Source organism: Ramlibacter sp., from assembly GCA_019635435.1.
In the GTDB taxonomy this organism is placed as follows: Bacteria; Pseudomonadota; Gammaproteobacteria; order Burkholderiales; family Burkholderiaceae_C; genus JAHBZM01.
In genome coordinates this window covers 4250426-4275860 of record JAHBZM010000001.1, presented here as the reverse complement: position 1 = coordinate 4275860, position 25435 = coordinate 4250426, and the positions used below count along the sequence as shown (strand labels likewise).

Annotated in this window: 20 protein-coding genes; 17 read left to right on the top strand and 3 right to left on the bottom strand. The window is 67.9% G+C overall.

The window, feature by feature from the left end; genetic code table 11:
- Nucleotide 1 precedes the first annotated feature (1 nt).
- From KF796_21005 to KF796_20975, 7 genes are all read left to right on the top strand, one after another.
- The gene (locus KF796_21005) at nt 2-964 is read left to right on the top strand and encodes an aspartate carbamoyltransferase catalytic subunit (GenBank protein ID MBX3589118.1); all 963 of its coding nucleotides are present in this window, start codon (nt 2-4) and stop codon (nt 962-964) included.
- Nucleotides 961-2265 (top strand): dihydroorotase, encoded by a 1305-nt coding sequence (locus tag KF796_21000; GenBank protein MBX3589117.1) that lies wholly within the window; start codon nt 961-963, stop codon nt 2263-2265. The genes KF796_21005 and KF796_21000 overlap by 4 nt, the downstream gene beginning before the upstream one ends.
- Nucleotides 2266-3000 carry a 1-acyl-sn-glycerol-3-phosphate acyltransferase gene (locus KF796_20995; GenBank protein MBX3589116.1) on the top strand — a complete coding sequence of 245 codons (735 nt, stop codon included), beginning with the start codon at nt 2266-2268 and terminating at the stop codon, nt 2998-3000. It begins immediately after the preceding gene.
- 98 nt (nt 3001-3098) lie between these two features.
- A complete protein-coding gene (gene cysC, locus KF796_20990; GenBank protein MBX3589115.1) occupies nt 3099-3626 on the top strand; it encodes an adenylyl-sulfate kinase in 528 nt (175 codons plus the stop codon).
- The gene (locus tag KF796_20985) at nt 3619-4131 is read left to right on the top strand and encodes a GNAT family N-acetyltransferase (protein ID MBX3589114.1); all 513 of its coding nucleotides are present in this window, start codon (nt 3619-3621) and stop codon (nt 4129-4131) included. Before cysC ends, KF796_20985 begins: the two co-directional genes overlap by 8 nt.
- Complete coding sequence (locus tag KF796_20980; protein MBX3589113.1) at nt 4115-4852, top strand: aspartyl/asparaginyl beta-hydroxylase domain-containing protein; 738 nt, start codon at nt 4115-4117, stop codon at nt 4850-4852. Before KF796_20985 ends, KF796_20980 begins: the two co-directional genes overlap by 17 nt.
- Nucleotides 4818-5816, top strand: a complete 999-nt coding sequence (locus KF796_20975; protein MBX3589112.1) for a hypothetical protein — start codon at nt 4818-4820, stop codon at nt 5814-5816. The genes KF796_20980 and KF796_20975 overlap by 35 nt, the downstream gene beginning before the upstream one ends.
- Before the next feature lie 16 nt (nt 5817-5832).
- Here the strand turns inward: KF796_20975 and KF796_20970 are convergent, their stop codons facing one another.
- Together KF796_20970 and KF796_20965 are read right to left on the bottom strand one after the other, a co-directional pair.
- A complete protein-coding gene (locus KF796_20970; GenBank protein ID MBX3589111.1) occupies nt 5833-6141 on the bottom strand; it encodes a hypothetical protein in 309 nt (102 codons plus the stop codon).
- A gap of 138 nt (nt 6142-6279) precedes the next feature.
- On the bottom strand, nt 6280-6939 hold the full coding sequence (locus KF796_20965) for a tail fiber protein (protein ID MBX3589110.1): 660 nt from the start codon (nt 6937-6939) through the stop codon (nt 6280-6282).
- Between the two features lie 279 nt (nt 6940-7218).
- On the opposite strand from KF796_20965, the gene KF796_20960 reads away from it, so the two are divergent.
- The 8 genes from KF796_20960 to KF796_20925 all read left to right on the top strand — a co-directional run bounded on the left by KF796_20960 (nt 7219) and on the right by KF796_20925 (nt 18506).
- The gene (locus tag KF796_20960; GenBank protein ID MBX3589109.1) at nt 7219-8082 is read left to right on the top strand and encodes a sulfotransferase; all 864 of its coding nucleotides are present in this window, start codon (nt 7219-7221) and stop codon (nt 8080-8082) included.
- Complete coding sequence (locus KF796_20955) at nt 8079-10430, top strand: DUF4347 domain-containing protein (GenBank protein ID MBX3589108.1); 2352 nt, start codon at nt 8079-8081, stop codon at nt 10428-10430. The genes KF796_20960 and KF796_20955 overlap by 4 nt, the downstream gene beginning before the upstream one ends.
- Before the next feature lie 290 nt (nt 10431-10720).
- On the top strand, nt 10721-11425 hold the full coding sequence (locus tag KF796_20950) for a hypothetical protein (protein MBX3589107.1): 705 nt from the start codon (nt 10721-10723) through the stop codon (nt 11423-11425).
- 38 nt (nt 11426-11463) lie between these two features.
- Nucleotides 11464-13140 carry a hypothetical protein gene (locus KF796_20945; GenBank protein MBX3589106.1) on the top strand — a complete coding sequence of 559 codons (1677 nt, stop codon included), beginning with the start codon at nt 11464-11466 and terminating at the stop codon, nt 13138-13140.
- 24 nt (nt 13141-13164) lie between these two features.
- On the top strand, nt 13165-13908 hold the full coding sequence (locus KF796_20940) for a hypothetical protein (protein ID MBX3589105.1): 744 nt from the start codon (nt 13165-13167) through the stop codon (nt 13906-13908).
- Between the two features lie 15 nt (nt 13909-13923).
- Nucleotides 13924-15693 (top strand): type I secretion system permease/ATPase, encoded by a 1770-nt coding sequence (locus KF796_20935; protein MBX3589104.1) that lies wholly within the window; start codon nt 13924-13926, stop codon nt 15691-15693.
- Nucleotides 15690-17039: an HlyD family type I secretion periplasmic adaptor subunit gene (locus KF796_20930; GenBank protein MBX3589103.1), complete on the top strand. Its 1350-nt coding sequence runs from the start codon at nt 15690-15692 to the stop codon at nt 17037-17039. The genes KF796_20935 and KF796_20930 overlap by 4 nt, the downstream gene beginning before the upstream one ends.
- Nucleotides 17040-17042: 3 nt before the next feature.
- Nucleotides 17043-18506 carry a TolC family protein gene (locus tag KF796_20925; protein MBX3589102.1) on the top strand — a complete coding sequence of 488 codons (1464 nt, stop codon included), beginning with the start codon at nt 17043-17045 and terminating at the stop codon, nt 18504-18506.
- 73 nt (nt 18507-18579) lie between these two features.
- On the opposite strand, the gene KF796_20920 is transcribed toward KF796_20925, so the two are convergent.
- Nucleotides 18580-19650 (bottom strand): ABC transporter ATP-binding protein, encoded by a 1071-nt coding sequence (locus KF796_20920; GenBank protein ID MBX3589101.1) that lies wholly within the window; start codon nt 19648-19650, stop codon nt 18580-18582.
- A gap of 68 nt (nt 19651-19718) precedes the next feature.
- Between KF796_20920 and KF796_20915 the strand changes: the two genes are divergently transcribed.
- The gene (locus KF796_20915) at nt 19719-21353 is read left to right on the top strand and encodes an iron ABC transporter permease (protein ID MBX3589100.1); all 1635 of its coding nucleotides are present in this window, start codon (nt 19719-19721) and stop codon (nt 21351-21353) included.
- Nucleotides 21354-21482: 129 nt separating this feature from the next.
- A complete protein-coding gene (locus KF796_20910; protein ID MBX3589099.1) occupies nt 21483-25409 on the top strand; it encodes a PAS domain-containing protein in 3927 nt (1308 codons plus the stop codon).
- The last annotated feature ends 26 nt before the right edge of the window (nt 25410-25435 follow it).

The following is a 25435-nucleotide window of genomic DNA, read 5'->3' as shown; positions in this document are numbered from 1 at the left end:
GATGCTCTACAAACGCAATCCCCAGCTGAACAAGAACGGCGAGCTGATCCATCTGCTGTCCATTGAAGGGCTGCCGAAAGACATCGTCACCCACATCCTTGACACGGCGGCCAATTTCGTCAGCGTCAGCGACCGCGAAGTCAAGAAGGTGCCCTTGCTGCGCGGCAAGAGCGTGTTCAACCTGTTCTTTGAGAACTCCACCCGGACCCGCACCACCTTCGAGATCGCCGCCACGAGGCTGAGCGCCGATGTGATCAACCTGGACATCGCGCGCTCCTCGGCCAGCAAGGGGGAGTCGCTGCTGGACACCATTGCCAACCTCAGCGCCATGGCGGCCGACCTGTTCGTGGTGCGCCACAGCGAAAGCGGCGCGCCCTACCTGATTGCGCAACACGTGGCGCCCCATGTGCACGTGATCAACGCGGGCGATGGCCGCCATGCCCACCCGACCCAGGGCCTGCTGGACATGTACACCATCCGGCACTACAAGAAGGACTTCAGCAATCTCACGGTGGCCATCGTGGGCGACGTGCTCCATTCGCGGGTCGCGCGCTCCGACATCCACGGGCTCACCACCCTGGGGTGCGCCGAAGTCCGCGTGGTCGGCCCCAAGACCCTGGTGCCAGGTGACATGGCCCAGATGGGCGTGCGTGTCTGCCATACCCTGGAAGAGGGCATCCGGGGCTGCGACGTGATCATCATGCTGCGCCTGCAGAACGAGCGCATGAGCGGCGCCCTGCTGCCCAGCAGCCAGGAGTTTTTCAAGAGTTTCGGCCTCACGCCCGAGAAGCTGCAGCTGGCCAGGCCCGACGCCATCGTGATGCATCCGGGGCCCATCAACCGCGGCGTGGAGATTGACTCCGCCGTGGTGGACGGCAAGCAGAGCGTGATCCTGCCCCAGGTGACGTTTGGCATCGCCGTGCGCATGGCGGTGATGGGGATCGTTGCGGGGAATGAAGCATGAAGATACTCATCAGGAACGGCCGGGTGATCGACCCCGCCGCCAACTTCGACGAGATCGCCGATCTGGCGCTGGCCGCAGGCCGCATCATCGCGATAGGCAAGGTCAACCCCGACTTCCAGCCCAACAAGACCATTGACGCGACCGGCTGCATCGTGGCCCCGGGCCTGGTCGATCTGGCGGCCCGCCTGCGCGAGCCCGGCCATGAACACGAAGGCATGCTGGAGAGTGAAATGGCGGCCGCGGTCGCCGGTGGCATCAGCAGCCTGGTGTGCCCCCCTGACACGGATCCGGTGCTGGACGAGCCGGGGCTGGTTGAAATGCTCAAGATGCGGGCCGAGAAGCTGCACCAGTCGCGCGTTTTCCCGCTGGGGGCGCTGACGCGGGGGCTGGGGGGCGAGGTGCTCACCGAGATGGCCGAACTGACCGAAGCCGGGTGCGTGGGTTTCAGCCAGGCCGAAGTGCCGCTGGCCAACACCCAGGTCATGCAGCGTGCCCTGCAATACGCCAGCACCTACGGCTACACCGTCTGGCTGAGGCCCCAGGAGCTTTACCTGGGCAAGGGCGTGGCGGCCAGCGGCCCCCTGGCCACCCGGCTGGGCCTGAGCGGCGTCCCCGTGGCGGCCGAGACCATCGCGCTGCACACCATCTTTGAGCTGATGCGCATCACCGGCGCGCGGGTGCACCTGTGCCGCATCAGCAGCGCCGCGGGGGTGGAACTGGTTCGCCGTGCCAAGGAGGATGGGCTGCCCGTGACCTGCGATGCAAGCATCAACTCACTGCACCTCACGGACACCGACATCGGCTACTTCGACAGCCGCATGCGGCTCAACCCGCCCCTGCGCCAGCAACGCGACCGCGATGCCCTGCGCGAGGCCCTGGCCGATGGAACGGTGGATGCGCTGGTCTCCGACCACACGCCGGTGGACGAAGACGCCAAGACCCTGCCTTTCGCGGAAGCCGAAGCGGGCGCCACCGGCCTGGAATTGCTGCTGGGCCTGGCGCTCAAATGGGGTCAGGAAAGTGGTGTCGGCCTGACCCGCGCCCTGGCCGTGGTAACCAGCGAACCGGCGCGCGTGCTCGGCGCTGCGCTGGGAACGCTGCAGGCCAGTGTCGGCCAACTGGTGGAGGGCGGCGTGGCCGATGTCTGCATTTTTGATCCGCAGGCCGAATGGACCGTGACGTCCGATGCCTTGCGCAGCCAGGGCAAGCACACCCCCTTCTCCGGTTACGAGCTGCCCTGCCGCGTGCGCTGCACGCTGGTGGGCGGGCAGGTCGCCTTCGAGGGCTGGGACCCCGCCTGAATGAAGGCCGTCGCCGCGAGCTGGAAGCTGTTGCGCGCGCTGGTTCACATGCTGGCGGGCTGGATCACGATCCGGCTGGTCTTCCCAAGGCTTGGCCAGGCCGAACGCGACCTGCGCGTGCAGGCCTGGGCGCAGCGGATGCTGCATCTGCTGGGGCTGGACATCGAGGTGACGGGCGCCGCGCCCGTGGCCGGCCCCTTGCTGCTGGTGGCCAACCATATTTCGTGGCTGGACATCGTCCTCATGCACGCCGGGCGTCACTGCCGGTTTGTCTCCAAATCCGACGTCAGGCACTGGCCGCTCATTGGCACGCTGGCGACCGGTGCGGGCACGCTGTACATCGAGCGCGAGTCACGGCGCGACGCCATGCGCGTCGTGCACCACATGGCCGGGAGCCTGAGTGCCGGCGACATCCTGGCCGTCTTCCCCGAAGGCACCACCAGCGACGGTGTCAGCCTGCTGCCGTTCCATGCCAACCTTCTCCAGGCGGCGATCTCGGCTGACGCGCCCGTGCAGCCGGTGGCGCTGAGTTTCCTGGACGCGCGCAGCCGCCTGCCCAGCCGGGCGCCCTGCTACATCGACGATGACACCTTGCTGGGTTCGATCTGGCGCACGCTTGCCACACCGGGTATCGTCGCCGTTGTGCGCTACGGCGAGCCGCAGCGTGCCCAAGGGCGCGACCGCCGGACCTGGGCCGCGGCGCTGCGTGACGAAGTCCTGCAACTGCGGGCATGAGGCACTGCTATGGTTTTAATAGCTGAAAGTGGCCGTGGAGCATGGACTCCAGCCCTGTTTGATTGAAAATGCAGGCTCAATTGACGCAAACTGACCTCATGAGCACCACTTTCTGCTGGTGGTTGACGGGCTTGCCCGGTGCCGGCAAGACCACGCTGGCGCAGGCGCTGGCGCAGGCCTTGCGGATGGAGGGGCTGCCCGCATGCGTGCTGGATGGTGACGAGGTGCGCCAGGGCCTGTGCAAGGACCTGGACTTCAGCCCCGCGGCGCGCCATGAAAACATGCGCCGCGTGGCTGAAATGGCCTGCATCCTCAACCGCAACGGCATTCATGCCATCGTGGCCATGGTGTCACCGACACTGGCAGGGCGTGCCGCGGCCCGGGCCATTGTCGGGGCCGACCGCTTTCTGGAGGTCCACGTGGCCACGCCTTTGAGTGTGTGCCAGGCGCGGGACCCCAAGGGCCTGTATGCCCGGGCAAAGGGCGGTCAGGCCTTTGGCTTGACCGGGGTTCAGTCCAGCTACGAGGCGCCCGCCAGCCCGCAGCTGGTGCTGGACACCAGCCAGATCGACATCGCGCAATCCCTGCGGTTGCTGCGTGCCCTGGAGCCGCGCGCCCATGCGTGAGCCTGACGTTCCTTTGCCGGGTCTGCCGGAACCGTTGGCCCTGCGCGCCGTCGAAGCCGCTGATCAGGACTTTCTGGACGAGCTGTACTTCCACAGCCGGCAAGACCTGCACCAGGCGGTTTCCGATCCCGCCACATTGCGCCAGTTCATCGTGATGCAGCAGCGCATCCAGGAAGCGGGTTTCCGCGAACACTATCCGCAGGCCACGCAATGGGTCTTGCTCTCGCGTGGCGAGCGGGCGGGCCGGCTGGTGGTGGATGCGTCGGGCTCAGACCTGCGCGTGGTGGATATTGCCATTGCGCCCGCAGCGCGGCGCGGCGGCGTGGCCCGGGCGGTGCTTCGGGCACTGCAGGCCCGGGCGCAAGCCGGCGGCCTCACGGTGAGCCTGGCCGTGGCCAGGACCAACGAGGCCGCACGGGCCCTGTATCAGGGGCTGGGGTTCACGGTGCGCTCGGACGACGGCGTGATGGAGCAGAGGGTGTGGAGGAGTGCTGCCGGTGAATAAGGTCACGCCTTATCTACGGCTTCCTTTCAGCTTCGATGTCTCGCGGCTGAAGGCCGATCTGGCGGTCGTGGCCGGTGCTGACTGGCTCGGCCATTTCAACACCGGGGCCTATGAGAAAGGCTGGTCCTGCCTCGCGCTGCGCTCGGTCAATGGCAGCCTGGACCACATCATGCCGCTGGAAGATGCCCGCTTCGCCGACACGCCCCTCCTGGCCCAATGCCCGTATTTTCAGGAGGTCATCAATGGCTTGGAGTGCGAAAAGACCTCGATCCGCCTGATGGCGCTCCAGGCCGGTGGCGTCATCCTGGAGCATCGCGACAGCAAGGCGTCGCTGGAAGATGGCGTGACCCGCCTGCACATTCCCGTGCAGACCGCGCCAGAGGTGCTGTTCCGCATTGAAGGGGAGACGGTCCATTTTTCCGCTGGACACGCCTGGTATCTCAACGCCAGTTGCCTGCATGGCGTTGAAAACCGCAGCCCCCAGGCCCGCGTGCACCTCATGATCGACTGCGTCACCAATCCCTGGCTGGAGCGGGTCTTCCAGGCTGCGGGCGGCGTGCTGCGCGAGGCATCGCCATATGGCGACGACGCGATTCACGACGGCAATGTGCAGGAGGTCATCGCCTCCTTGCTCTCGTCGGGCCATCACGCGGGGATGCGGCTGGCCGGGCAACTCAGGGACATTCATGCACGCCGACAAGCTGCTGGTCCGCGGCACTGAGGTCCGCCGCGAGGACCTGCCCTCGCTAGAGCAGTGGTTCCCGGTGACGATCGACGCGCAGACCCTGTCTGTCTGGTGGCGCCACGTCGGGGTGCGCCCGTTCACCGAGCCTTTTTTTCACGACACCCTGACCTCGCAGCCGTCGGCGGACCGCCGCATCTGCCAGACCCCCCTGGCTGAACTTGGCGACGGATTCGACTGCGTGGCACCCACGGCCTTCGTCTTCCATGTCTCCCGCTGCGGCTCGACCCTGCTGATGCAGATGCTGGCCGCCCGGACCGACGCCATCGTGATGTCCGAGCCTCCCGTGCTCGACGCCTTTTTCCGCTTGCATCACCACCAGCCGGAGCAAAGCGGTGGGCTCGTCACCTTGCGCAGGCTGGTCGCGGCCCTGGGGCAGCGCCGCACCGGGCGGGAGCGGCATTTGTTCGTGAAGCTGGACAGCTGGCATGCGCCCTGGATGCCCCTGCTGCGCGAAGCCTACCCCGAAACACCATTTGTCTTCCTGTACCGCGAGCCCGATGAAGTGCTGGCCTCGCATGGGCGCAGCAGGGGGCCGCAAATGGTCCCGGGGTTCGTGGACATGTCCCGTCTGAAGGTGGACGCCGGTGGCTTGGCGCCGGGGGATCTGGACGCCTACAGCGCCCGGGTGCTGTCGGCCATTTTCGCGGCCGCTCTTGAGGCGGTGCCCGTGGCTCGCCCGATTCTGCTGAACTACCGCCAGTTGCCTCAAGTCGTCTGGTCAGAACTGCTGCCCGGTTTGTCGGTGCACCTCGCGCCCGAAGAACTGGGCGCGCTGAAGGCCCGCTCAGCGTTTCACGCCAAGCATTCGACGGCAGTTTTCACGGGGGATGGTGCGCCGACCAGCGCCGGGCGCGCGGGTGCGCCCGACGTTGCGCTGGCAGTCCGTGGCTATGAAAAAGTTGAAGCCTTGCGTACAAGCACTGCAGCACGAGTCACATGACGAATCCCGTCACTGTTCAGGAAAACAGCACTTCGTAGCGCAACAGCATTCCCGTCGCGGGCGCTGTGGCCGCAATGTGAACGGGCGTCGTGGTCCACACCTGGCGCCCGAGCGCGGGGTGATCGAAGGTGTAGTTGTCCTGCACCAGCTGGGGCGTTTCGGGGCCGGAAAACAGCAGGGACAGCGGGGTCCGGAATCCTTCGGGCAGCGAGCGGCGGGGCAGTTCGCGCACGTCCACCATCTGCAGCTTGATCATGCCCGCGTGGGTATGGACGACAAAGATGCTTCCCAGATGAGGAGCCAGTTGGGCCAGAGTAAAAGTCATTGAAGATCTCCGCGGGTTGAACATCCGTTGGGTGGCGACGCGGATCGCCAGGCCATTCAGCGGCGAATTATGGCCGTTGCGGACAAAAAAAGGCCGCCAAAATGGCGGCCCCTTGCCAGGCAAGGCCTGGCGTTTGCATCAGTTGCGTGAAGGGAAGATGCCTTCCATGGCAATGATGTAGTTCAGGCCGAGGTAGGGCTGCATGATCGAGGTCAGGGCCTGGGTCTGCACCGGCGCGGCCAGGGGCTGCCCGCCACCGGTGTTGGCACCCACGGCGACTGTGCCTGTTCCGCTGAGGCTGGTGCCGCCGAGCGCCAGGGGGTTGACGGACGTGGGCGTGAAGATGTTGGCTTGGCCAGGGCCGCCGCCAGACTGTGCCAGGCTGCTGCCTGCGGCCATGGCTTGAACGCCGCCGCCCGCTGGCACGCTCACTTCGATGTTGGGGGTGACGCCGGCCAAATCCAGTGATGCAGGATGGGTATGCGCCGGCAGGTTGGCGCTGGTCAGCGAGATGGACACGGCGCCGTTGCCAATAATGGTCACGTTGTTGGTGCCGGCTTTTTCTCCTTGCGATATCGGTGCGAGGCCAGGCCCATTGCCTTGGGAACCCACCGCTACCCGACCGCGCAAATCCGGGAGCGCGAAGGTGTTCTGGCCGTCACCACCGTACATCGTGCCCAGCAGGGCGAACAGGGCCGAATTTTGCGCAATTGGAATCACTTGCCCGTTACAGAACGCCCAGCCGCGCGGCGCGAAGTTAAACCCGACCGGCATGATCGTGCCCATGAAAGCTTCCATTGCTGACTCCCCTAGAAAAGTTGTGGAACCGGCATGCTAGGTGGCAAGAACGGGCAAGTCAAACAAAATGTGACGACTTCTGGAGCCTGCATTGATGGAAATGCAATGGCGTCGGAGGGAGTTGATTTGCGCGGCCATTTTCTTGTGACATATTCACATTGCGTTGCGCCGCCAACTCTATGGCGGTCGCCTAGCGGTTTCACTTAGGTGTTCGCACATCCTTGGCGGTAGACTCAACACCTTGTTCATTGCCGTCGTGCCGTTTCCCGGCCACGCTTCATGCCGAAGTACCACTTCATCTCGGGGCTTCCACGGTCTGGTTCGACCTTGCTTGCCGCCATCTTGCGGCAAAACCCGAGCTTCCACGCGGGCATGACAAGTCCTGTGGGCACCCTCTTTGCGGGCATGCTCAAGCAATTTGCGGCGGGCACGGAATTCGGCTCCACCATCACCCATGACCAGCGGCGCCGATTGGTGCGTGGCCTGTTTGATTCTTACTATGCCGACCAGGCGGACAAGTCCGTCATCTTCGATACCAACCGCATGTGGTCGGCCAAGATGCCGGCCCTGATGGACCAGTTTCCGGGCGCCAAAGTGGTGGCTTGCGTGCGCAATGTGGCCTGGATCATGGACAGCCTGGAGCGGCGGTACCGCGCCAACCCCTATGAGCTGACGCGCCTGTTCAACGATGACGTGGAGCGCAACACCGTTTACAGCCGGGTGGATACGCTGGCCCAGCGTAACCGGCTGGTGGGCTACCCGTGGGCGGCGCTGAAAGAGGCTTTCTATGGCGAGCATGCGCAGGCGTTGCTGATTGTGGACTACGACCTGCTCGCCCAGGCGCCGCATCGTGTGCTGCCACTGATCTACCAGTTTCTGGGTGAAGAGCCGTACGCTCACAACTACAGCAACGTACAGTACGACGCCCCCGAGTTTGATGTGCCGTTGGGCGTCCATGGCCTGCACAAGGTCCGGCCCAGGGTTGGGCTGGAAGAACGTGCCACCATCCTCCCTCCCGACCTGTTCAAGCAATACGCAGAGTTGTCTTTCTGGAAAGACAACCGGGCCAGCCGCAGCAATGTGATCGCCGCGCTGCCGGCCGCGCCCACGCCCGATAGCGCTGTTTTGAAGGAAGCAACATGACCACCAGCAATGATTTCAGCCTCTTGAACGGACCCATGCCGGGTGAGGTTGCTGTGAGCAAGGTATTGTTTGTTGACAGCCGTGTGCCTGATGTTCAGGCCATCATCAACGCCGCAGAGCCTGGCGTGAAGGTGGTGGTGCTCGACGCCGGCCAGGATGGCGTTCAGCAAATGGCCCGGGCACTCGATGGCATGCAGGGGCTGGAGTCCATTGGCGTCGTGTCGCACGGTGATCAAGGCGTGCTGCTGTTGGGCAATGGGCCCTTGTTTTCCGGCAATCTTGCGCAGCATCAGGCTGATCTTGAGGCGATTGGCCGGGCGCTGGGGCCTGATGGTGACATCCTGCTGTACGGTTGCGACGTGGGCGCGGGTGCGCAGGGCGCCAGCTTTGTGCAGGCGCTGGCCGATCTGACGGGCGCCGACGTGGCGGCCTCCGACAACAGCACGGGGGCGGCCGCGCGTGGTGGCGACTGGAACCTCGAGATCTCGACCGGCACCATTGAATCGGCCCCTCTGCTGCATGTGCAGGACCTGTCGGGTTACAGCTATGTCCTGCATACCGCCAGTGTCAGCACGGTGGCCCAGCTCAAGGCCGCCATTGCCGCGGGCATCAACGACGGCGTGGCGGACACCATCACGCTGACGGGCAACATCACGTTTGCTTCCGCCGCCGACGCCATCACCATCGGCGTTCTGGATGGTCAGACCATGACCATCGTGGGCGGCGGATTTACCTTGAGCGGCAACAACCTGGCCCGGGTGTTGAATGTCACCGGAGGCAGTGTCGCCATTGACAACCTCACCATCACCAAAGGTTTTGTCACGGGGGCTGGAGGCGCATCTCCCGGCAATACTGCCGGGGCCGCCGGCGGGGACGCGTTGGGCGGCGGCATTTCCAATGCGGGGACGCTGACCATATCGAACAGCACCATCACCGCCAACAGAGCGGCCGGTGGTGGTGGTGGTGGCGGCGGCGCTGGGGGTGGCGGTGGAGCCGGCGGCGGCGGCGGCGGTGTGGCCGGTTCTTCTGCCGGCGGGTTGGGTGGCACCAATCCTCCTGCGTCTCCGGGTTCGACGTCGGTTGTCACCGGCTCAGGCGGCGATGGCGCCGGGTTTTCGGGCGGCGGCGGGTCCATGGGCGGCAAAGGAGGCTCGACGACTGGCGGAGCGGGTGGTTCGTACTCTTCCTACATGTCGGGTGGCAGTGGCGCGACGGCCAATAACGGGACCATTTCGATTGGCGGCGGCGGCGGTGGGGCTGGCTACACCTACGGCGGCGGGCGCGGCGGTAACGCCGTGGGCGGCATTTACAACACCGGCACGCTCACCATCACCGGCAGCTCCATCACCAACAACATTGGTGCCGGGGGTGGGGGTGGCGGCGGCGCCGCCCCGGGCAGCTCAAAGTCCGGCAATGGCGGGGATGGTGGTTCCGGGTCGGGAGGCATCTGGAACGTGGGCGGTACGGCCTTGCTCGATGCAAGCACCAACACCACGCTGTCAACAGGCAACGTGGGTAGCGCCGGTTCTGGGGGCACTGCCACCAAAGGAGGCAGTTCAAACGGAAGCCCAGGCACCGCCACCTCGACCATTGCAACCACCGGCGGCGGGACGACCACGGTGGCGCCCTCGGTGACCTCGGTCACGTCCAGCACGGCCAACGGCACGTACAAGGTGGGTGACGTGGTCAGCGTGCAGGTGACCTTCAGTTCGGCGGTCACCGTTACCGGTACGCCGCAGCTGACGCTGGAGACCGGCGCGGTGGACAGGGTGGTCAACTACGCCAGCGGCAGTGGCACCAGCACCCTGACCTTCACCTACACGGTGCAGGCGGGGGACACGAGTGCTGACCTGGACTACCAGAGCACCACGGCGCTGGCGCTGAACGGTGGCACCATCAAGAATGGGGGGGTGGATGCCATATTGACCCTGGCAACCCCGGGCGCGGCCAACTCGCTGGGCGCCAACAAGGCCATCGTCATCGATGGCGTGGCCCCCACCGTCACCAGCGTCAACGCCAGCACGGCCAACGGCACGTACAAGGCGGGTGACGTGGTCAGCGTGCAGGTCAACTTCAGCGAAGCCGTGACGGTGACCGGCACGCCGCAGCTGACGCTGGAGACCGGCACCACCGACCAGGTGGTCAACTACGCCAGCGGATCGGGCACCAGCACCCTGACCTTCACCTACACGGTGCAGGCGGGGGACACCAGTGCTGACCTGGACTACCAGAGCACCACGGCGCTGGCGCTGAACGGCACCCATCAAGGATGCGGCCGGCAACGCTGGCGTGCTCACGCTGGCCGCGCCCGGCGCTGCCAACTCACTAGCCAACAAGGTCATCGATGACACCGTCGCCGATTTGCGACCTCGGTCACGTCCAGCACGGCCAACGGCACGTACATGGGTGACGGTCAGCGTGCAGGTCACCAGCGAAGCCGTGACGCGACTGGCACGCCGCAGCTGACGCTGGAGACCGGCACCACCGACCAGTGGTCAACTACGCCAGCGGATCGGGCACCAGCACCTGACCTTCACCATGGTGCAGGTGTACACCATGCTGACCTCGATCACCACAGAGCACCACGGCGCTGGCGCTGAACGGCACCATCAAGGATGCGGCCGGCAACGCTGGCACCTTGACCCTGGCAACCCCGGGCGCTGCCAACTCGCTGGGCGCCAACAAGGCCATCGTCATCGATGGCGTGGCCCCCACCGTCACCAGCGTCAACGCCAGCACGGCCAACGGCACGTACAAGGCGGGTGACGTGGTCAGCGTGCAGGTCAACTTCAGTGAAGCCGTGACGGTGACCGGCACGCCGCAGCTGACGCTGGAGACCGGCACCACCGATCAGGTGGTCAACTACGCCAGCGGATCGGGCACCAGCACCCTGACCTTCACCTACACGGTGCAGGCGGGGGACACGAGTGCTGACCTGGACTACCAGAGCACCACGGCGCTGGCGCTGAACGGCGGCACCATCAAGGATGCGGCCGGCAACGCTGGCACCTTGACCCTGGCAACCCCGGGCGCTGCCAACTCGCTGGGCGCCAACAAGGCCATCGTCATCGATGGCGTGGCCCCCACCGTCACCAGCGTCAACGCCAGCACGGCCAACGGCACGTACAAGGCGGGTGACGTGGTCAGCGTGCAGGTCAACTTCAGCGAAGCCGTGACGGTGACCGGCACGCCGCAGCTGACGCTGGAGACCGGCACCACCGACCAGGTGGTCAACTACGCCAGCGGATCGGGCACCAGCACCCTGACCTTCACCTACACGGTGCAGGCGGGGGATACGTCAGCGCTGACCTGGACTACCAGAGCACCACGGCGCTGGCGCTGAACGGTGGCACCATCAAGGATGCGGCCGGCAACGCTGGCGTGCTCACGCTGGCCACGCCCGGCGCTGCCAACTCACTGGGGGCCAACAAGGCCATCGTGATTGACACCACCGCGCCGACGGTGACCTCGGTCACGTCCAGCACGGCCAACGGCACGTACAAGGTGGGTGACGTGGTCAGCGTGCAGGTCAACTTCAGCGAAGCCGTGACGGTGACCGGCACGCCGCAGCTGACGCTGGAGACCGGCACCACCGACCAGGTGGTCAACTACGCCAGCGGATCGGGCACCAGCACCCTGACCTTCACCTACACGGTGCAGGCGGGGGACACGAGTGCTGACCTGGACTACCAGAGCACCACGGCGCTGGCGCTGAACGGTGGCACCATCAAGGATGCGGCCGGCAACGCTGGCACCTTGACCCTGGCAACCCCGGGCGCGGCCAACTCGCTGGGCGCCAACAAGGCTATCGTCATCGATGCCGTGGGCCCCGTGGTGACTTCTGCCGCGGTCAATGGTGGCACCCTCGTCCTCTCGTATACGGACGCCAGCGCCCTGGATGCAGCCAACGTGGCGGCCCCAGGTGCTTTTGCCGTGGTCTCAGCGGGGGCGAGCAATGCTGTCACCGGCGTGGTGGTCGATGGAGCCGCCAAGACCGTGACGCTGACCCTTGCAACGGCGGTGACGGTCGGGCAGGCGGTCTCGGTGGCCTACACCGACCCCACGGGTGGAAACGACCTGAACGCCATCCAGGACGTCCTGGGAAATGATGCCGCCAGCTTTGGTGCCATGACGGTGGTCAACAATACACCGGCGCCCGCTCCGGTCCCCAATGTTCCCGGCGGCGGGCTGCGGATTGCCTTTGGAGGTGCTGCCGGTGAGGCGCCCATGATGGGAGACACCCTGAGCGCGGATACGCAGCAGATGACGGACCCCGATGGCCTGGGCACGTTCAGCTTCCAGTGGCTGCGCGATGGCACGCCACTCGCCGGCGCCACCGGCTCGAGTCACGTGCTGGGCGTTGATGACGTGGGCGCCCATATCTCGCTGATGGTCAGCTACACCGATGGCCGGGGGACGGTCGAACATGTCGTTTCATCCGCGTCGCCGATCATCGCTGACAACGACGGCGTGCCAGGTGCCGTGGAGTCGCGGGCGCCCGCCGTGCACCCCGGAGGTCTGGTCGGTGATGGCAATGGCGATGGCATCCTGGACGAGTACCAGTTCGGCGTGACCTCGGCGCTGGTGCCCGGAGCGGGGGGCAACGGCGCGAGCTACGTCACGCTGGTGGCTGACTCGCTCAGGGGCATGATCGACACCACGGACGCAAACCGTGCCGTGATTTCCGGTTTTCAGGTGGGCACGGTGCCAGCCAATACATCCGTCAGCCTCGCGTTGAACGGGACCCTGAAGTTCAGCGCCGATGTCGGTGGCCCCGGCACCGTGGAGACCTTCAGTGTGTTCGTGGACAGTGGCATCCAGGCCAATGGGTACTGGCTGCAGGATGCTGCGGGCAACTGGACCAATGTGGCCACGGCCGTGGAGACCGTGGGATCGAAGACAAGAATCGATTTCTCCATCACCGACGGTGGACAATTCGATACCGACGGCATTGCCAATGGCGTCATCGCGAGCACGGGACTTGTGGGACACGTTCCGGTCAGCCTTGTGGGCCATGCGCCCGACCCCGTGGGTCAGGGTGGCGGCTTCTGGTTCTGAGTGATTTGAATGATTGGAATGAAAATGAACCCCTTGGTCTCGATCCGTGCGTTGATGGTTTGGCTGGTCCTGTCGGTCCTGGCCGCGTGCGGCGGTGGCGGCGGCAGTGGCGGGACCACGCCTCCTCCGGGTTCCTCGACACCTGCGGAGGCCACCCAGGGCTTCTGGTCGGGCAAGCCTGATGCGCAGACCACCGTGTCCGCCGTCTTTCTGGCCCAGGGACCAGTCTGGACCGTGGTGCAAACCGGGACCGCCACCACCGCGCTGGTGGTGGGGACCGCGACGGTGACCACGCCCACCTTCGCGGTGACGGGCCGCAGCTTTGCCCTGGCCACCGGCGCGACCAGCAGCTACAGCATCACGGGAACCGTGGTGCCCAAGGGCACCCTGTCGGTGGCCGCGTCTGGCGCGGCGCCGGCCTACACGCTGGTCTACAACAAGGCGTACGAGACGGCGGCCAACCTGGCGGATATCAGCGGCGCCTGGCGCGCGAGCTTCAGCGGCGGCGCGGTGGTGCTGTCCCTGAATGTGGCCGCCACCGGGGCGATCACGGGCAGCACCAACACGGGTTGCACCTACACCGGCAGCGTGTTGCCGCACACGGGCGGCGTGGCCGTTTTTGACCTGACCCTGAACGAGAGCTGCACCGGTTCCTCGGCCGTGCAGTTCTCGGGTATTGCGACCCTGAACGAGGCGCGGACTGTCCTGTCGGCGGCCTTTGCGACCGGGAACCTGTCAGGCGCCAGCGCCTTTCAGGCGACCCGCTAGCGCCTGAGGCTGCGGATGCGCCCGTCTGCCATGGGCCGCGCTGCGAGCGGCGGCCGACCCCAGCCCGCCGACGGCGACTCGCGCACCGAACTGGGCCGGGTGCTGGCCACCTACCGGTCCGTGTTTGTGGTGGCGGGCGTGTTCTCGCTGGTCATCAATCTGCTGGGACTGGTGCCCTCGCTGTACATGCTGCAGATTTATGACCGGGTACTGGTGAGCCGCAACCTCGGAACGCTGTGGGCCATCAGCGGGATTGCACTGGGGTTGATCGCGCTGCTCGCGGCGCTGGAATGGGTGCGCGGGCATGTGCTGATCCGGCTGGGCAACCGGCTGGACCAAGAATCCCAGGCCCGGGTCTTCGATGCGAATTTTGGCCAGCTGCTCAGCCAGGGCCGCGGCAATCCCGTGCAGGCACTGGCGGACTTTGCCAACGTGCGCCAGTTTCTCACCGGTCCGGCCATCGGGTACTTCGACCTGCCCTGGGTGCCCATCTACCTGTTCGCCTGCTTTCTGTTGCACCCCCTGCTGGGCCTGGTGTCCGTGGCCGGTCTGGTGGTGTCGGTGGCGCTGGCGTTCATCACGTCGCGGCTCACGGAGCCGCTGCTGTCCCAGGCCCAGCTGTCCTCCATGCAGGCCAACGGTTTTGCCGGCAACCAGCTGCGCAATGCCGAGGTGATGGAGGCCATGGGCATGCTGGCGGGCATCCGCCAGCGCTGGCTGGCCCGGCACAACCGCATGCTGGCCGAGCAGTCGCGGGCCTCCGACCGCGCCACCGTGCTGTCGGCAACCAGCAAGAACTTCCGGGTGGCCATGCAGTCGGTCATTCTGGGCACCGGCGCCTATCTGGTCATTCAGGGAACGGCGACGCCGGGCACGATGATCGCGGCCTCGATTCTCATGGGCAAGGCGCTGGGTCCGGTGGACCAGGTGATTGGCTCGTGGAAGCTGGTGGTGTCGGCGCGCGGTGCCTGGGATCGCCTGGGCGACCTGCTGGCCGCCCAGCCTGTCGCCGCGCAAGCCTTGTCGCTGCCTGCGCCCAAGGGCCTGCTGCAGGCCGAAGGCGTGCTGGCGGCACCGCCGGGCCATCCGGGTCTGGTCTTGCGCGGCGTGGGCTTCGTGGCGCGGCCGGGCGAAATCCTGGGCATCGTCGGCCCGAGCGCCTCGGGCAAATCCACGCTGGCCCGGGTCATGGTGGGCGTCTGGCCTGCCGCGGGCGGGAGCATCCGGCTGGATGGCGCCGATGTTTTCACCTGGGACAAGGCTGAACTGGGCCCCCACATCGGCTACCTGCCCCAGGACGTGGCGCTGATGGAAGGCACGGTGGCCGAGAATATCGCCCGGTTCGGGCCCCCTGATGCGCAAAAGATCGTGCAAGCGGCCCAGGCGGCCGGTGTGCACGAGATGGTGCTGCGCCTGCCCTCGGGCTATGAGACCGAGCTGGGCGCGGGAGGCAGCACCCTGTCGGGCGGCCAGCGCCAGCGCATTGCCCTGGCCCGCGCGCTGTACGGCGACCCTGCACTGGTGGTGCTCGATGAACCCAATGCGAATCTGGACGATGCCGGTGAGGCCGCCTTGCTGCAGGCCGTGCAGGCGCTCAAGCAGAAGGGGCGCACGGTGGTGCTGATCACGCACCGGCTGGCCGTGCTCACCGTGGCCGACAACCTGCTGGTGCTCAACGAAGGGGTGGTCGCGGCCTATGGGCCGCGCCAGCAGATTCTCAAGCTCGGGGGCGAAGCTGCCCGCCAGCCGATCGCCACCGCGGCGCAGGAAGGGGCCGCGGCATGAGCGAAGGTCGCATCGACGCACTGGCCACCGCGCTGCCCGGCTGGAGGGAACCCGACCCCGCGCCCACGGACGTGGCGCGCGCAATCCGCGTGGGCTGGTGGATCCTGCTGCTGGGCTTTGGCGGGTTCCTGCTGTTTGCCACCCTGGTGCCGCTGGACGAAGGGGTTCCGGCGCCGGCCACCATCGTGGTGGAGAACCGCAGCACCCAGATCCAGCACCCGACCGGCGGCGTGGTGACGGAACTCACCGTTCACGAGGGCCAGAGGGTGGCCCGTGGGGACGTGCTGCTTCGGCTGGCCGATGTGGCCACGCGCGCGGGGCTGGACGAGGTCAAGGTCCACTGGGTGTCGCTCAAGGCCCTCGAGGCGCGCCTCGTGGCGGAGCAGGGCGATGCCTCGCGCGTGAAATTCCCGGCCGAACTGCTGGCCCTCAAGGACCAGCCGCTGGCGCGCCAGCAGATGGCGTTGCAGGAAGAGCTGTTTGCCACGCGGCGGCGGGCCCTGTCCAGTGAACTGGCGGCGCTGGGGCACCAGCGCGGCGCCCTGCAGGCCAGTGTCGCGGGGGTCCAGCAGTCCCTGGTCGCGCGTCGCCGCCAGCAGGCGCTGATCGAGCGCGAGCTCAACGGCGTGCGCCAGATGGTGGCAGACGGGTACAGCCCGATGACGCGGCAAAGCGAGCTGGAGCGCCAGGCGGCCGATGTGCAGTCCGGCGTGGCCGAGCTGGTGGGCAACCAGGCGCGGCTGCAGGAGTCGCTGTCGGAGGTGAGCCAGCGCCAGCAGCAGCGCCGCCAGGAATACCGCCGCGAGGTCGAGTCGCTGCTGGCCGATGCCCGGCGCGACATTGGCAGCCAGGCGGAGCGCATGAAGAGCGCCACCGAAGGCCAGGACCGCACCGTGATCCGCGCGCCCGTCGACGGCGCGGTGGTCGGGCTGGCTGGCGTCAATGTGGGCAGCGTGGTGACGCCCGGCGTGCGGCTCATGGAGATCGTGCCCGACTCGGCCCGGCTCGTGCTGGACGCCGAGATCGCCCCCCAGCTGATTGACCGCATCCGTCCCGGCAGCGAGGCCGACATCCACCTGCAGGCCTTTGTCAATCTGCCGCAGCTGGTGCTCAAGGGCCGGGTCGTGACCGTCTCGGCCAGCAGCCTGGTGGACCCGAACACCCGCATGTCCTACTACCTCGCGCGGGTCGAGGTCACGCCTGAGGGCCTGGCCAAGCTGGCCGGGCGTTCGCTGCAACCGGGCATGCCGGCCGAGGTGGTGGTCAAGACCGGCGAGCGCAGCGTGCTCAACTACCTGTTGCGGCCGTTGCTCAAGCGTTTCGCTGAATCCCTCAAGGAGGCCTGACCGATGCTGCTTCGCTGTGCGTTTGCCGTAGCCTGTTCCATGGTGTTGTGCTCGGCGCGCGCCCAGCAGGCGCCGGCCGGCGCCGGCGATGCGCTTTCACCGGCCGCGGCGCTGGAACTGGCCATGCGCCATGAGGCCCGCTTTCGTTCCGCCGAAGCCGCTTTCCGCGCCGAAAGCGAAGGGGTGGCGCTGGCGCGTTCGCGGCTGCTGCCCGAGCTGGGCCTGAACGTGGCGCGCACCCGCAATTCACTGGACTCCAGTTTCAACGGTCGAGGCCAGCCCCACCTGGACTATTACTCGGGGGGCGCCAGCGTTACCGTGCGCCAGCCGCTGTACCGGCCTGAAAGCCGGGCCCGCCTGCGCCAGGCCGACGCCGAGAACACGCGCCAGGCCGCCTTGCTGGACGGAGAGCGCGGGCGCCTGGCGATGGACCTGGCGGTGGCCTACCTGGAGGTGCTTCGGGCCCAGGCCGACGTGGTGGCCGAACGGGCCCAGCACGAGGCGCTGCTGGGCCTGGTTGCCGCCGCCCGCCGTGCCGAACCGCTGGGCCTGGGCAGCGCGGCTGACCGCGATGCCCGCCAGGCCAAGGCCGAGCTGGCCAGCCTGCGCGTGCTGCAGGCCGAGGCCCACCGCGCCGAAGCCGTGCGCCGGCTGGAGCGCATGGTGGGGCAGCCGGTGCAGCGCCTGCTGGGGCCCGCGGAACAGGACTTCGTGTGGCTGCCCGGGGGGCCGGGTCCGCTGGCGACCTGGCAGGCGCAGGCCCGTGAACGCTCGCCGGACGTGCTGGCGGCGCAGGCCGCCGTGCGTGTCGCGCGCGAGGGCATTGAACGCGCCCGGGCCGAGGCCCTGCCCACCCTGGACCTCGTGGCGGGCCGCTCCAAGAGCACCAGCGACAGCTACTCATCGGTCAACAACACCTATTTCAATACCTCGCTCGGCCTGCAGTTGTCGGTGCAGCTGTATGCGGGCGGCCGCCATGACGCCGGCATCCGTCAGGCGGTGGCCCAGCACGAACGCGCCCAGGCGCTGCTGGAGGGCGCGCAGCGCGAGCTCGACGAGGCGGTGGCGCATGAATACGAACTGGTGGCGCAGGCCGACCGGCGGCTGAAGGCCCATCAGGTGGTGGTGCGCAATGCCCGCCAGACACTGGAGGCGGCGCGCCTGGGCACGGCCCGCGGAACCCTGAGCGCGCTGGACATCGCGGACGCGCAGGCCCAGCTGGAAACCGCCCGCGCCGAGCAGACCACGGCGCGGCTGCAGATGCTGGCGGCCCAGCTGAAGCTGCACACGCTGTCGGGCGACGCCCCCTGGCTGAGCCTGGCCCCGCTGGACCGCTGGCTGGTCGAGCCGGTGGCCGTGGTTCGGGCATCGAGCCCGCCTGCTGGCGTGCTGTCTGGCGGCCTGAACCTCAGGCCCACGCCGCTGATGGCACAGCAGGCGAGCCGGGTGCAGTCAGCCGCCCGGTGAAGGCCGGCCTGGCCGGGCTTTGCTCCTGTTTCAATAGCAAGGAGTGGCCGCCCGTCCTGGACTCCAGGCCTTTTCAGTCCTGAACGCGGGGGAAAGTGACCACGTGGTCCACTTCGGCGCGGATGCCGATCCATTCGCCGATGCGGTGGTCATGGTGGCTGGGCACATGGGCCAGCACGGTCTCGCCGGTTTTCAGGCGCAGCGTGTAGAGGAACTCCGAGCCGCGAAACGCCTTGCGCAGGATCTCGGCCTTCACGGGCGCGCCGTCGTCGTGCACGATGTCGTCGGCGCGCAGCAGCACATCGCATTCGCCGCCCGCAAAAGCCCCAGGCAGCGGGCATTCGGCCACGTCGCTCAGGTCGCCCAGCGCGGTGTGCACCACCACCTGCTGGTTGGCCTCGCGCAGGGTCGCGGGCGTGAACACGCCATGGCCAATGAAGTCAGCCACGAAGCGCGTGGCCGGCCGGTGGTACAGGGTGTAGGCATCGTCCCACTGGTGCAGCAGGCCTTCATGCATGACGCCGATCACATCGCCGATGGCGAAGGCCTCGAGCTGGTCGTGGGTGACGAACAGGGCCGTGGCCTGCGCGGCCTTGAGGATGCCGCGCACCTCGTGCGCAAGCCGCTCGCGCAGGTCCACATCGAGATTGGAGAACGGCTCATCCAGCAGCAGCAGTTGCGGGCGCGGGGCCAGCGCCCGGGCCAGCGCCACGCGCTGTTGCTGGCCGCCCGAAAGCTCATGGGCAAAGTGGCGCTGGCTGCCGTCCAGCCCGACCAGGGCCAGCACCTCGGCCACGCGCGCGGCGCGCTCGGCGCGGGACAGGTGCTCAATGCCAAAGCCCACGTTGTGCCCCACATCCAGGTGCGGGAACAGGGCGTAGTCCTGGAACACCATGCCGATGCGGCGGTGCTCCGGTGGCAGGCTGCGGGCCGCGCTGCCCACCACCTCGCCGGACAGCCGGATTTCGCCGCCCACCACGGGCTCCAGTCCGGCCACCGCGCGCAGCAGCGTGGTCTTGCCGCAGCCCGAGGGACCGATCAGCACGCCGATGTCGCCCGCCTGCAGGCCGAACGAGACGCCGTCCACCGCGGGGCGGGGCCGGCCCGCGTAGTGGACGCGCAGATGGGAGAGCTCCAGGTACATTGAAGGATTGTAGATGCTTACAATTCTCATTTGCATCAACCCGGCTTCAACGCCGCCTCCCGCCCGCCATGTTTGCCAACCGGCTTCAATCCCTGCTGCTGCTGGCCCTGGCCGCCGTGCTCACCTTGCCGGTGCTCGCGGTCTTCGCCTCATGGCTGCAGTGGGACGCGCAGAGCGTGCAGATCCTGCGCGAGATGTCCCGCACCGTGCTGCCCGACTACACCTGGACCTCGCTGCGCCTGTGCCTGATGGTGGCGCTGGGCGTGGCGCTGGTGGGGGCGGGCACGGCGGCGGCCGTGACGCTGTTCGAGTTTCCGGGCCGGCGCACCTTTGAGTGGGCGCTGCTGTTGCCGCTGGCCATGCCGGCCTACGTGGTGGCCTATGGCTACACCGACTTCCTGCAGTTCAGCGGGCCGTTGCAAAGCTGGCTGCGGGCCGGCTTTGGCCTGCAGGGTCGGGTGCTGCCCGAGATCCGCAGCGTGGGCGGCGCGGCCTGGGTCTTCATCTTTGCGCTGTACCCCTATGTCTACCTGCTGACCCGCGCCGCGCTGGGCGAGCGCGCCGCCCACCTGATGGAGGCCGCTCGGCTGCTGGGTGCCCCGCTGTCGCGGCGCATCCGCCGGGTGGCGCTGCCGCTGGCGCGCCCGGCCATCGCCGCCGGCGTGGCCCTGGCCCTGATGGAAACGCTGGCCGACTTTGGCGTGGCCAGCTACTTCGGCATCCAGACCTTCACCGCCGGCATCTACAAGGCCTGGCTGTCCATGGACAACCGCATCGCGGCGGCGCAGCTGGCCACGGTGCTGCTGCTGGTGGTGGCGGCGCTGCTGCAGCTGGAGCAGCGGGCGCAGCGGCGCATGCGCTTCACCACCGGGCGCGGGGCCCGCGCGGGCTCGGCCGAAGCCCAGCCCGTGCCCCTGCGCGGGCGCGGCCTGGCACTGGCCTGGGGGGTCTGCACGCTGCCGGTGCTCATGGGCTTTGTGCTGCCGGTGCTGTTCATGCTGCGTCCGCTGGTGGCCGACTGGTCGGTGCTGCCCTGGGACCGCTTTGTGCAGTGGACCTTCAACAGCCTGCGGCTTGGCGCCATCAGCGCGGCGCTGGCCGTGGCGCTGGCGCTGGCGCTGGCCTTTGGCCTGCGCCGTTCGCCCGACGCCCTGACGCGCGGCGTGGTGCACCTGGCCGGGCTGGGCTACGCGGTGCCCGGCGCCGTGATCGTGGTGGGCCTGCTGCTGCCCGTGGGCTGGCTGCAGCAGGCCGTGCCAGGGGCCGGCGTGGGCTACTGGGTTACCGCCACCGTGCTGGGCATCGTCTGGGCCTACCTGGTTCGCTTTTGCGCGGTGGCGCTGCAGTCGGTGCAAAGCGGCTATGCGCGCATTCCCGGGAGCTTTGACGATTCGGCGCGCCTGCTGGGCGCCTCGGGCTGGGGCCTGCTGGCGCGGGTGCACTGGCCGCTGCTGCGGCGCTCCACCGCGGCGGCGGCGCTGCTGGTGTTTGTGGATGTGATGAAGGAGCTGCCCGCGACCATGGTGCTGCGGCCCTTCAACACTGACACGCTGGCGGTGGTGGCCTACCAGCTGGCGCGCGACGAGCGGCTGGGCGAGGCCGCGCTGCCGTCGCTGGCGCTGGTGCTGGTGGGACTGGTGCCCGTGATCTTCCTGAGCCGCACGCTGCGCGCCGGGAACATTGATTCGCTATCGAATTCATAGCGAACAGTGGCCGCCCGCTCTGGACTCCAGCCTCTTTTTGCTTGAAACGGGTGGCATTGAAGGGTCGGGGCCGGCCATGGCCCGCGCAGCCCGTGGTGGGGCCGCCGCACGCCCCTGTATCCTTGCCCCATGTCCGCGGCCTGCTCCCTGATGCGCATGCTGGCGTGCCTGGTGGCCACGCTGGGTCTGCTCTTCGCGGCGGGCTGTGGCAGCGCGCGCGAGGCGCCGCGCGCGGTGGGCGGCGTCATGGACTTGCGCGGCTGGGACATCGCGCGCGATGGCCGGGTGGCGCTGGACGGTGAGTGGAGCCTGCGGTGGCAGGCCTTTGACGCGCCGGGCGCGGCCGCCCAGACGCCCGACCCGCGCGCCGTGCCGGTGGACGTGCCGGGGCCGTGGAATGACACCCCCGTGGGCGATGCGCCGGCCGGCGCGACCGGGCATGGCAGCTACCGGCTGCGGGTGCTCTGCGAGCCGGCCAGCGACCTGGCGCTGTCGCTGCCGCTGCAGCACAGCGCCGCGCGCTACTTTGTGAACGGCCGCGCCGTGGCGCACCAAGGCCAGCCCGGCGCCACCGCGGCGCAGGCCCAGCCCGAGCCGCTGCAGCAGATCGCGGCGCTGGACGGTGCGGCCTGCCCGCTGGACATCGTGGTCCAGGTCTCCAACTTCGACCTGCGCCGCGGCGGGCTGATCCGCAGCATCGCGCTCGGCACCCGCCAGCAGATGCACGCGCTGCGCGAGCGGGGCCTGGCGCGCGACCTGTTTGCGCTCGGCTGCCTGGCGGTCATGAGCCTGCTGCCGCTGCTGTTCTTCCTGAAGCGGCGCAACGACAGCAGCCCGCTGTATTTCGGCCTGTTCTGCCTGTCGTTCGCGCTGTATGTCGGGATGACGGGTGAGCGCGTCCTGCAGCCGCTGATGGCGCCGCTGGGCTGGTCGCTGTATTTCAAGCTGGTGTTCCTGAGCCTGTACATGAACGTCACGCTGCTCATGCTGTTCCTGCAGACGGTGTATCCGCACCGCTTCAGCGCCATCGGGGTCCGCGCCGTGGCCCTCTGGGGACTGGGGTCGGTCGCAGTGCTGCTGCTGGTGCCGCTGCCGCTGTTCGCGCTGTCGGTACCACTGCTGCAGCTGGGCTCGGCGGTGGCCGGAACGTACATGATCTACGTGCTGGGGCGGGCCGCGTACGCGGGCGACCGCGGCGCCGTGCTGCTGCTGGGCGGGCTGCTGGCGCTGGCCGGCGCCATTGCGCACGACACGCTGAACCTCGCGCACCTGCGGTCCCAGGGCCTGGCGCCGTGGGGCATGGTGGTGTTCGTGCTGGCGCCGGGCGTGCTGCTGGCGCGGCGTTTTGCCCAGGCCCTGTCCTCCGAAGAGCTGCGCGCGATCGAGCAACGCGAGCGCGCCGACCTGCTGGTCCGGTCGACGCGTGCCGGGCTGCTCGACTGGAATGCGGTCACGGGCGTGGTGGCGTACTCAGAGCGCTTCCGGGAAATGCTGGGCTACCCGCCGCACGCGCAGCAGGAGGCGATGCCGCCGTTTGACCAGATGCTGCATGCCGAAGACCGCAAGCTGGTGCAGGACCTGTTTGCCGCGCAGCTGCGCGACCGGTCGGTGCGTGACGCGGTGCGGTCGCACCAGGCGCTGGAGTACCGCCTGCGCCGCAAGGACGGCGAGCTGGTGTGGGTTCATGCCGAGGGCATTGCGCTGTGTGGCTCCGACGGCAGGACGCTGCGCTTCATCTGCTCGTTCATCGACATTTCCGAGCGCAAGCGCCAGGAGATCGACCTGTCCAACCGGGTCAAGTTCATCAACGACCTGTTTGACTCGGTCCCGATCGGCCTGGCGCTGCGCGACGCCGAAGGGCGCCACCTGCTGGTGAACCGCACCTGGGAGAAATACGTGGGGGCCCGGCGCGAGGAGGTGGTGGGAACCTCGCTGCGCGACATGGCCGGCCGCGCCGCCGAGTCCACGCTGGCGCTGGACCAGCAGGCCCTGCTGCGCGGCCCGGGCCACGTGAGCGAGCCGCAGGAGTACGACTTCCGCGGGCGCCGCTACATGCAGACGCGAACGGTGATGGTCGATGCCGAGGGCCTGCAGATCGGGGTGCTGGTGGCCAGCCTCGACATCACCGAGAAATACGCCACCGAGCAGGCGCTGGCCGTGGAACGCGAACGCCTGCGCCTGCTGGTGCGCTCCACGCGCGCGGGCTTTGGCGACTGGGATACGGCGCGCGATGTGGTCACCTACTCGGACCGGTTCAAGACCATGCTGGGTTACCCGGCCGATGCCGACACATCGCGCTGGCCCAGCATCTTCGAAATGATGCATCCCGATGACAAGGACCGTGCGCGCGACGAGTTCCGCGCCATGATCCGGCGCAAGAACCAGCCGGGCGAACAGGAGCCGGGCCGGCCGATGTCCTACCGGTTGCGCCGCACGGATGGCAGCTACATCTGGATCCATGCCGAGGGCATCTCGCTGGTCGATGAGCAGGGGCGCACGCTGCGCTTCATCACCTCGTACTACGACGTCACGCAGTTCCGTGAACAGGAGGAAGCGCTCAAGGAGAACGTGCGGCTGCGCGAAGAGGTGGAGCGCATCAGCCGCCACGACCTCAAGACGCCGCTGAACAGCATCATCGCGGTGCCCCGCCTGCTGCGCGAGGAGCGTGAGCTGAGCGCCGACGAGGACGCCTTGCTGGGCGTGGTCGAGCGCGCCGGCTACCGCATCCTGAGCATGGTGAACCTGTCGCTGGACCTGTACAAGATGGAGAACGGCAGCTACATCTTCCGGCCCGACGCGGTGGACCTGCCGGGCCTGCTCGACAAGGTGCTGGCGGACCTGCGCAGCCACGCCGCGTCCAAGGGCGTGAGCCTGCGGGTCCAGGCCGATCCCCGGACACCACCGGCCTGGGCCGAAGAGCTGCTGTGCTATTCACTGCTGGCCAACCTCGTCAAGAACGCGCTGGAGGCCTCGCCCGAAGGCGGCGAGGTCGTCATCACGATCGCGCCGGCCGACGCGCCGGCGCAGGTGACGCTGCAGATCCACAACCAGGGGGCGGTGCCCGAGTCCGTGCGCGACAACTTCTTTGGCAAATACGCCACCGCCGGCAAGGCCAGCGGGACCGGCCTGGGCACCTACTCAGCCTGGCTCATGGCCCGGGTCCAGGAGGGAAGCATTGCCATGCAGACCTCGCAGACGGGCGGGACCACGCTCAGCATCCGGCTGCGCGCCGCGCCTTCGGGCACGGCACCCGCGGCCACGCGGCATGCCGCCGAGCGGCGCGCCGCGCCGCCGCTGTCGCTGGCCGACCTGCCGGCGCTGCGGGTCCTGCTGGTGGACGATGATGAATACAACCTGCTGATCGTCAGGCGCTTTTTGCCCACGCCGCCGTTCACGGTGGACACCGCGATCAATGGCCGCATGGCGCTGGACATGGCGCAGCGCCAGTGGCCCGACCTGATCTTCATGGACCTGGACATGCCGGTGATGGGCGGGCTTGAGGCGGTGACCCTGCTGCGAAGCCACGAACAGCGTCTTCAGCGCCCGCGCTGCATGATCGTGGCGCTGTCGTCGCACGATGACGAGGCGACACAGCAGCGCTGCCTGGCCTCGGGCTTTGACCGCTACCTGACCAAGCCGGTGTCGCGCGAGACCATCCACCAGGCCCTGCTGGCGCGGGTGGGACATGTGGCGCCCGTCAGCATGCCGCCTGATCCAGCGCAGCCACGGATTGCCGGGCCCGATGATGTGGTGCCGGTCGATGCCGGCTTGTGGCCGCTGATCGAGGGTTTCCTGGCCTCCCGCCGCGCCCTGTGCGCTGACCTGGCGCGGGCGCTGCAGCGGGGCGATCGTGAAGCGGCCCGCGGCCTGGCCCACAAGCTGGCGGGCAGTCTGGCGCTGTACGGGTTCCAGTGGGCCGCGGGCAGCAGCCGCGAGATCGAACGGCGAAGCGGCGTCGACGGGCTGGCGGAACTGGGCGTGCGCGTAGGCGTCCTGCAGGCCCATCTGGACCAGGTCCGCACGAGGATGGACGCCACCGAATCCCCCGGTGCCTGAACTTCCCTATGCTATTCTGCTTCGCA

Bases quoted from the DNA above. Each gene is read 5' to 3' on its own strand.
- KF796_21005 (MBX3589118.1), top strand. From the start codon at position 2: ATGCTCTACAAACGCAATCCCCAGCTGAACAAGAACGGCGAGCTGATC.
- KF796_21000 (MBX3589117.1), top strand. From the start codon at position 961: ATGAAGATACTCATCAGGAACGGCCGGGTGATCGACCCCGCCGCCAAC.
- KF796_20995 (MBX3589116.1), top strand. From the start codon at position 2,266: ATGAAGGCCGTCGCCGCGAGCTGGAAGCTGTTGCGCGCGCTGGTTCAC.
- cysC (MBX3589115.1), top strand. From the start codon at position 3,099: ATGAGCACCACTTTCTGCTGGTGGTTGACGGGCTTGCCCGGTGCCGGC.
- KF796_20985 (MBX3589114.1), top strand. From the start codon at position 3,619: ATGCGTGAGCCTGACGTTCCTTTGCCGGGTCTGCCGGAACCGTTGGCC.
- KF796_20975 (MBX3589112.1), top strand. From the start codon at position 4,818: ATGCACGCCGACAAGCTGCTGGTCCGCGGCACTGAGGTCCGCCGCGAG.
- KF796_20970 (MBX3589111.1), bottom strand. From the start codon at position 6,141: ATGACTTTTACTCTGGCCCAACTGGCTCCTCATCTGGGAAGCATCTTT.
- KF796_20965 (MBX3589110.1), bottom strand. From the start codon at position 6,939: ATGGAAGCTTTCATGGGCACGATCATGCCGGTCGGGTTTAACTTCGCG.
- KF796_20960 (MBX3589109.1), top strand. From the start codon at position 7,219: ATGCCGAAGTACCACTTCATCTCGGGGCTTCCACGGTCTGGTTCGACC.
- KF796_20955 (MBX3589108.1), top strand. From the start codon at position 8,079: ATGACCACCAGCAATGATTTCAGCCTCTTGAACGGACCCATGCCGGGT.
- KF796_20940 (MBX3589105.1), top strand. From the start codon at position 13,165: ATGAACCCCTTGGTCTCGATCCGTGCGTTGATGGTTTGGCTGGTCCTG.
- KF796_20935 (MBX3589104.1), top strand. From the start codon at position 13,924: ATGCGCCCGTCTGCCATGGGCCGCGCTGCGAGCGGCGGCCGACCCCAG.
- KF796_20930 (MBX3589103.1), top strand. From the start codon at position 15,690: ATGAGCGAAGGTCGCATCGACGCACTGGCCACCGCGCTGCCCGGCTGG.
- KF796_20925 (MBX3589102.1), top strand. From the start codon at position 17,043: ATGCTGCTTCGCTGTGCGTTTGCCGTAGCCTGTTCCATGGTGTTGTGC.
- KF796_20920 (MBX3589101.1), bottom strand. From the start codon at position 19,650: ATGTACCTGGAGCTCTCCCATCTGCGCGTCCACTACGCGGGCCGGCCC.
- KF796_20915 (MBX3589100.1), top strand. From the start codon at position 19,719: ATGTTTGCCAACCGGCTTCAATCCCTGCTGCTGCTGGCCCTGGCCGCC.
- KF796_20910 (MBX3589099.1), top strand. From the start codon at position 21,483: ATGTCCGCGGCCTGCTCCCTGATGCGCATGCTGGCGTGCCTGGTGGCC.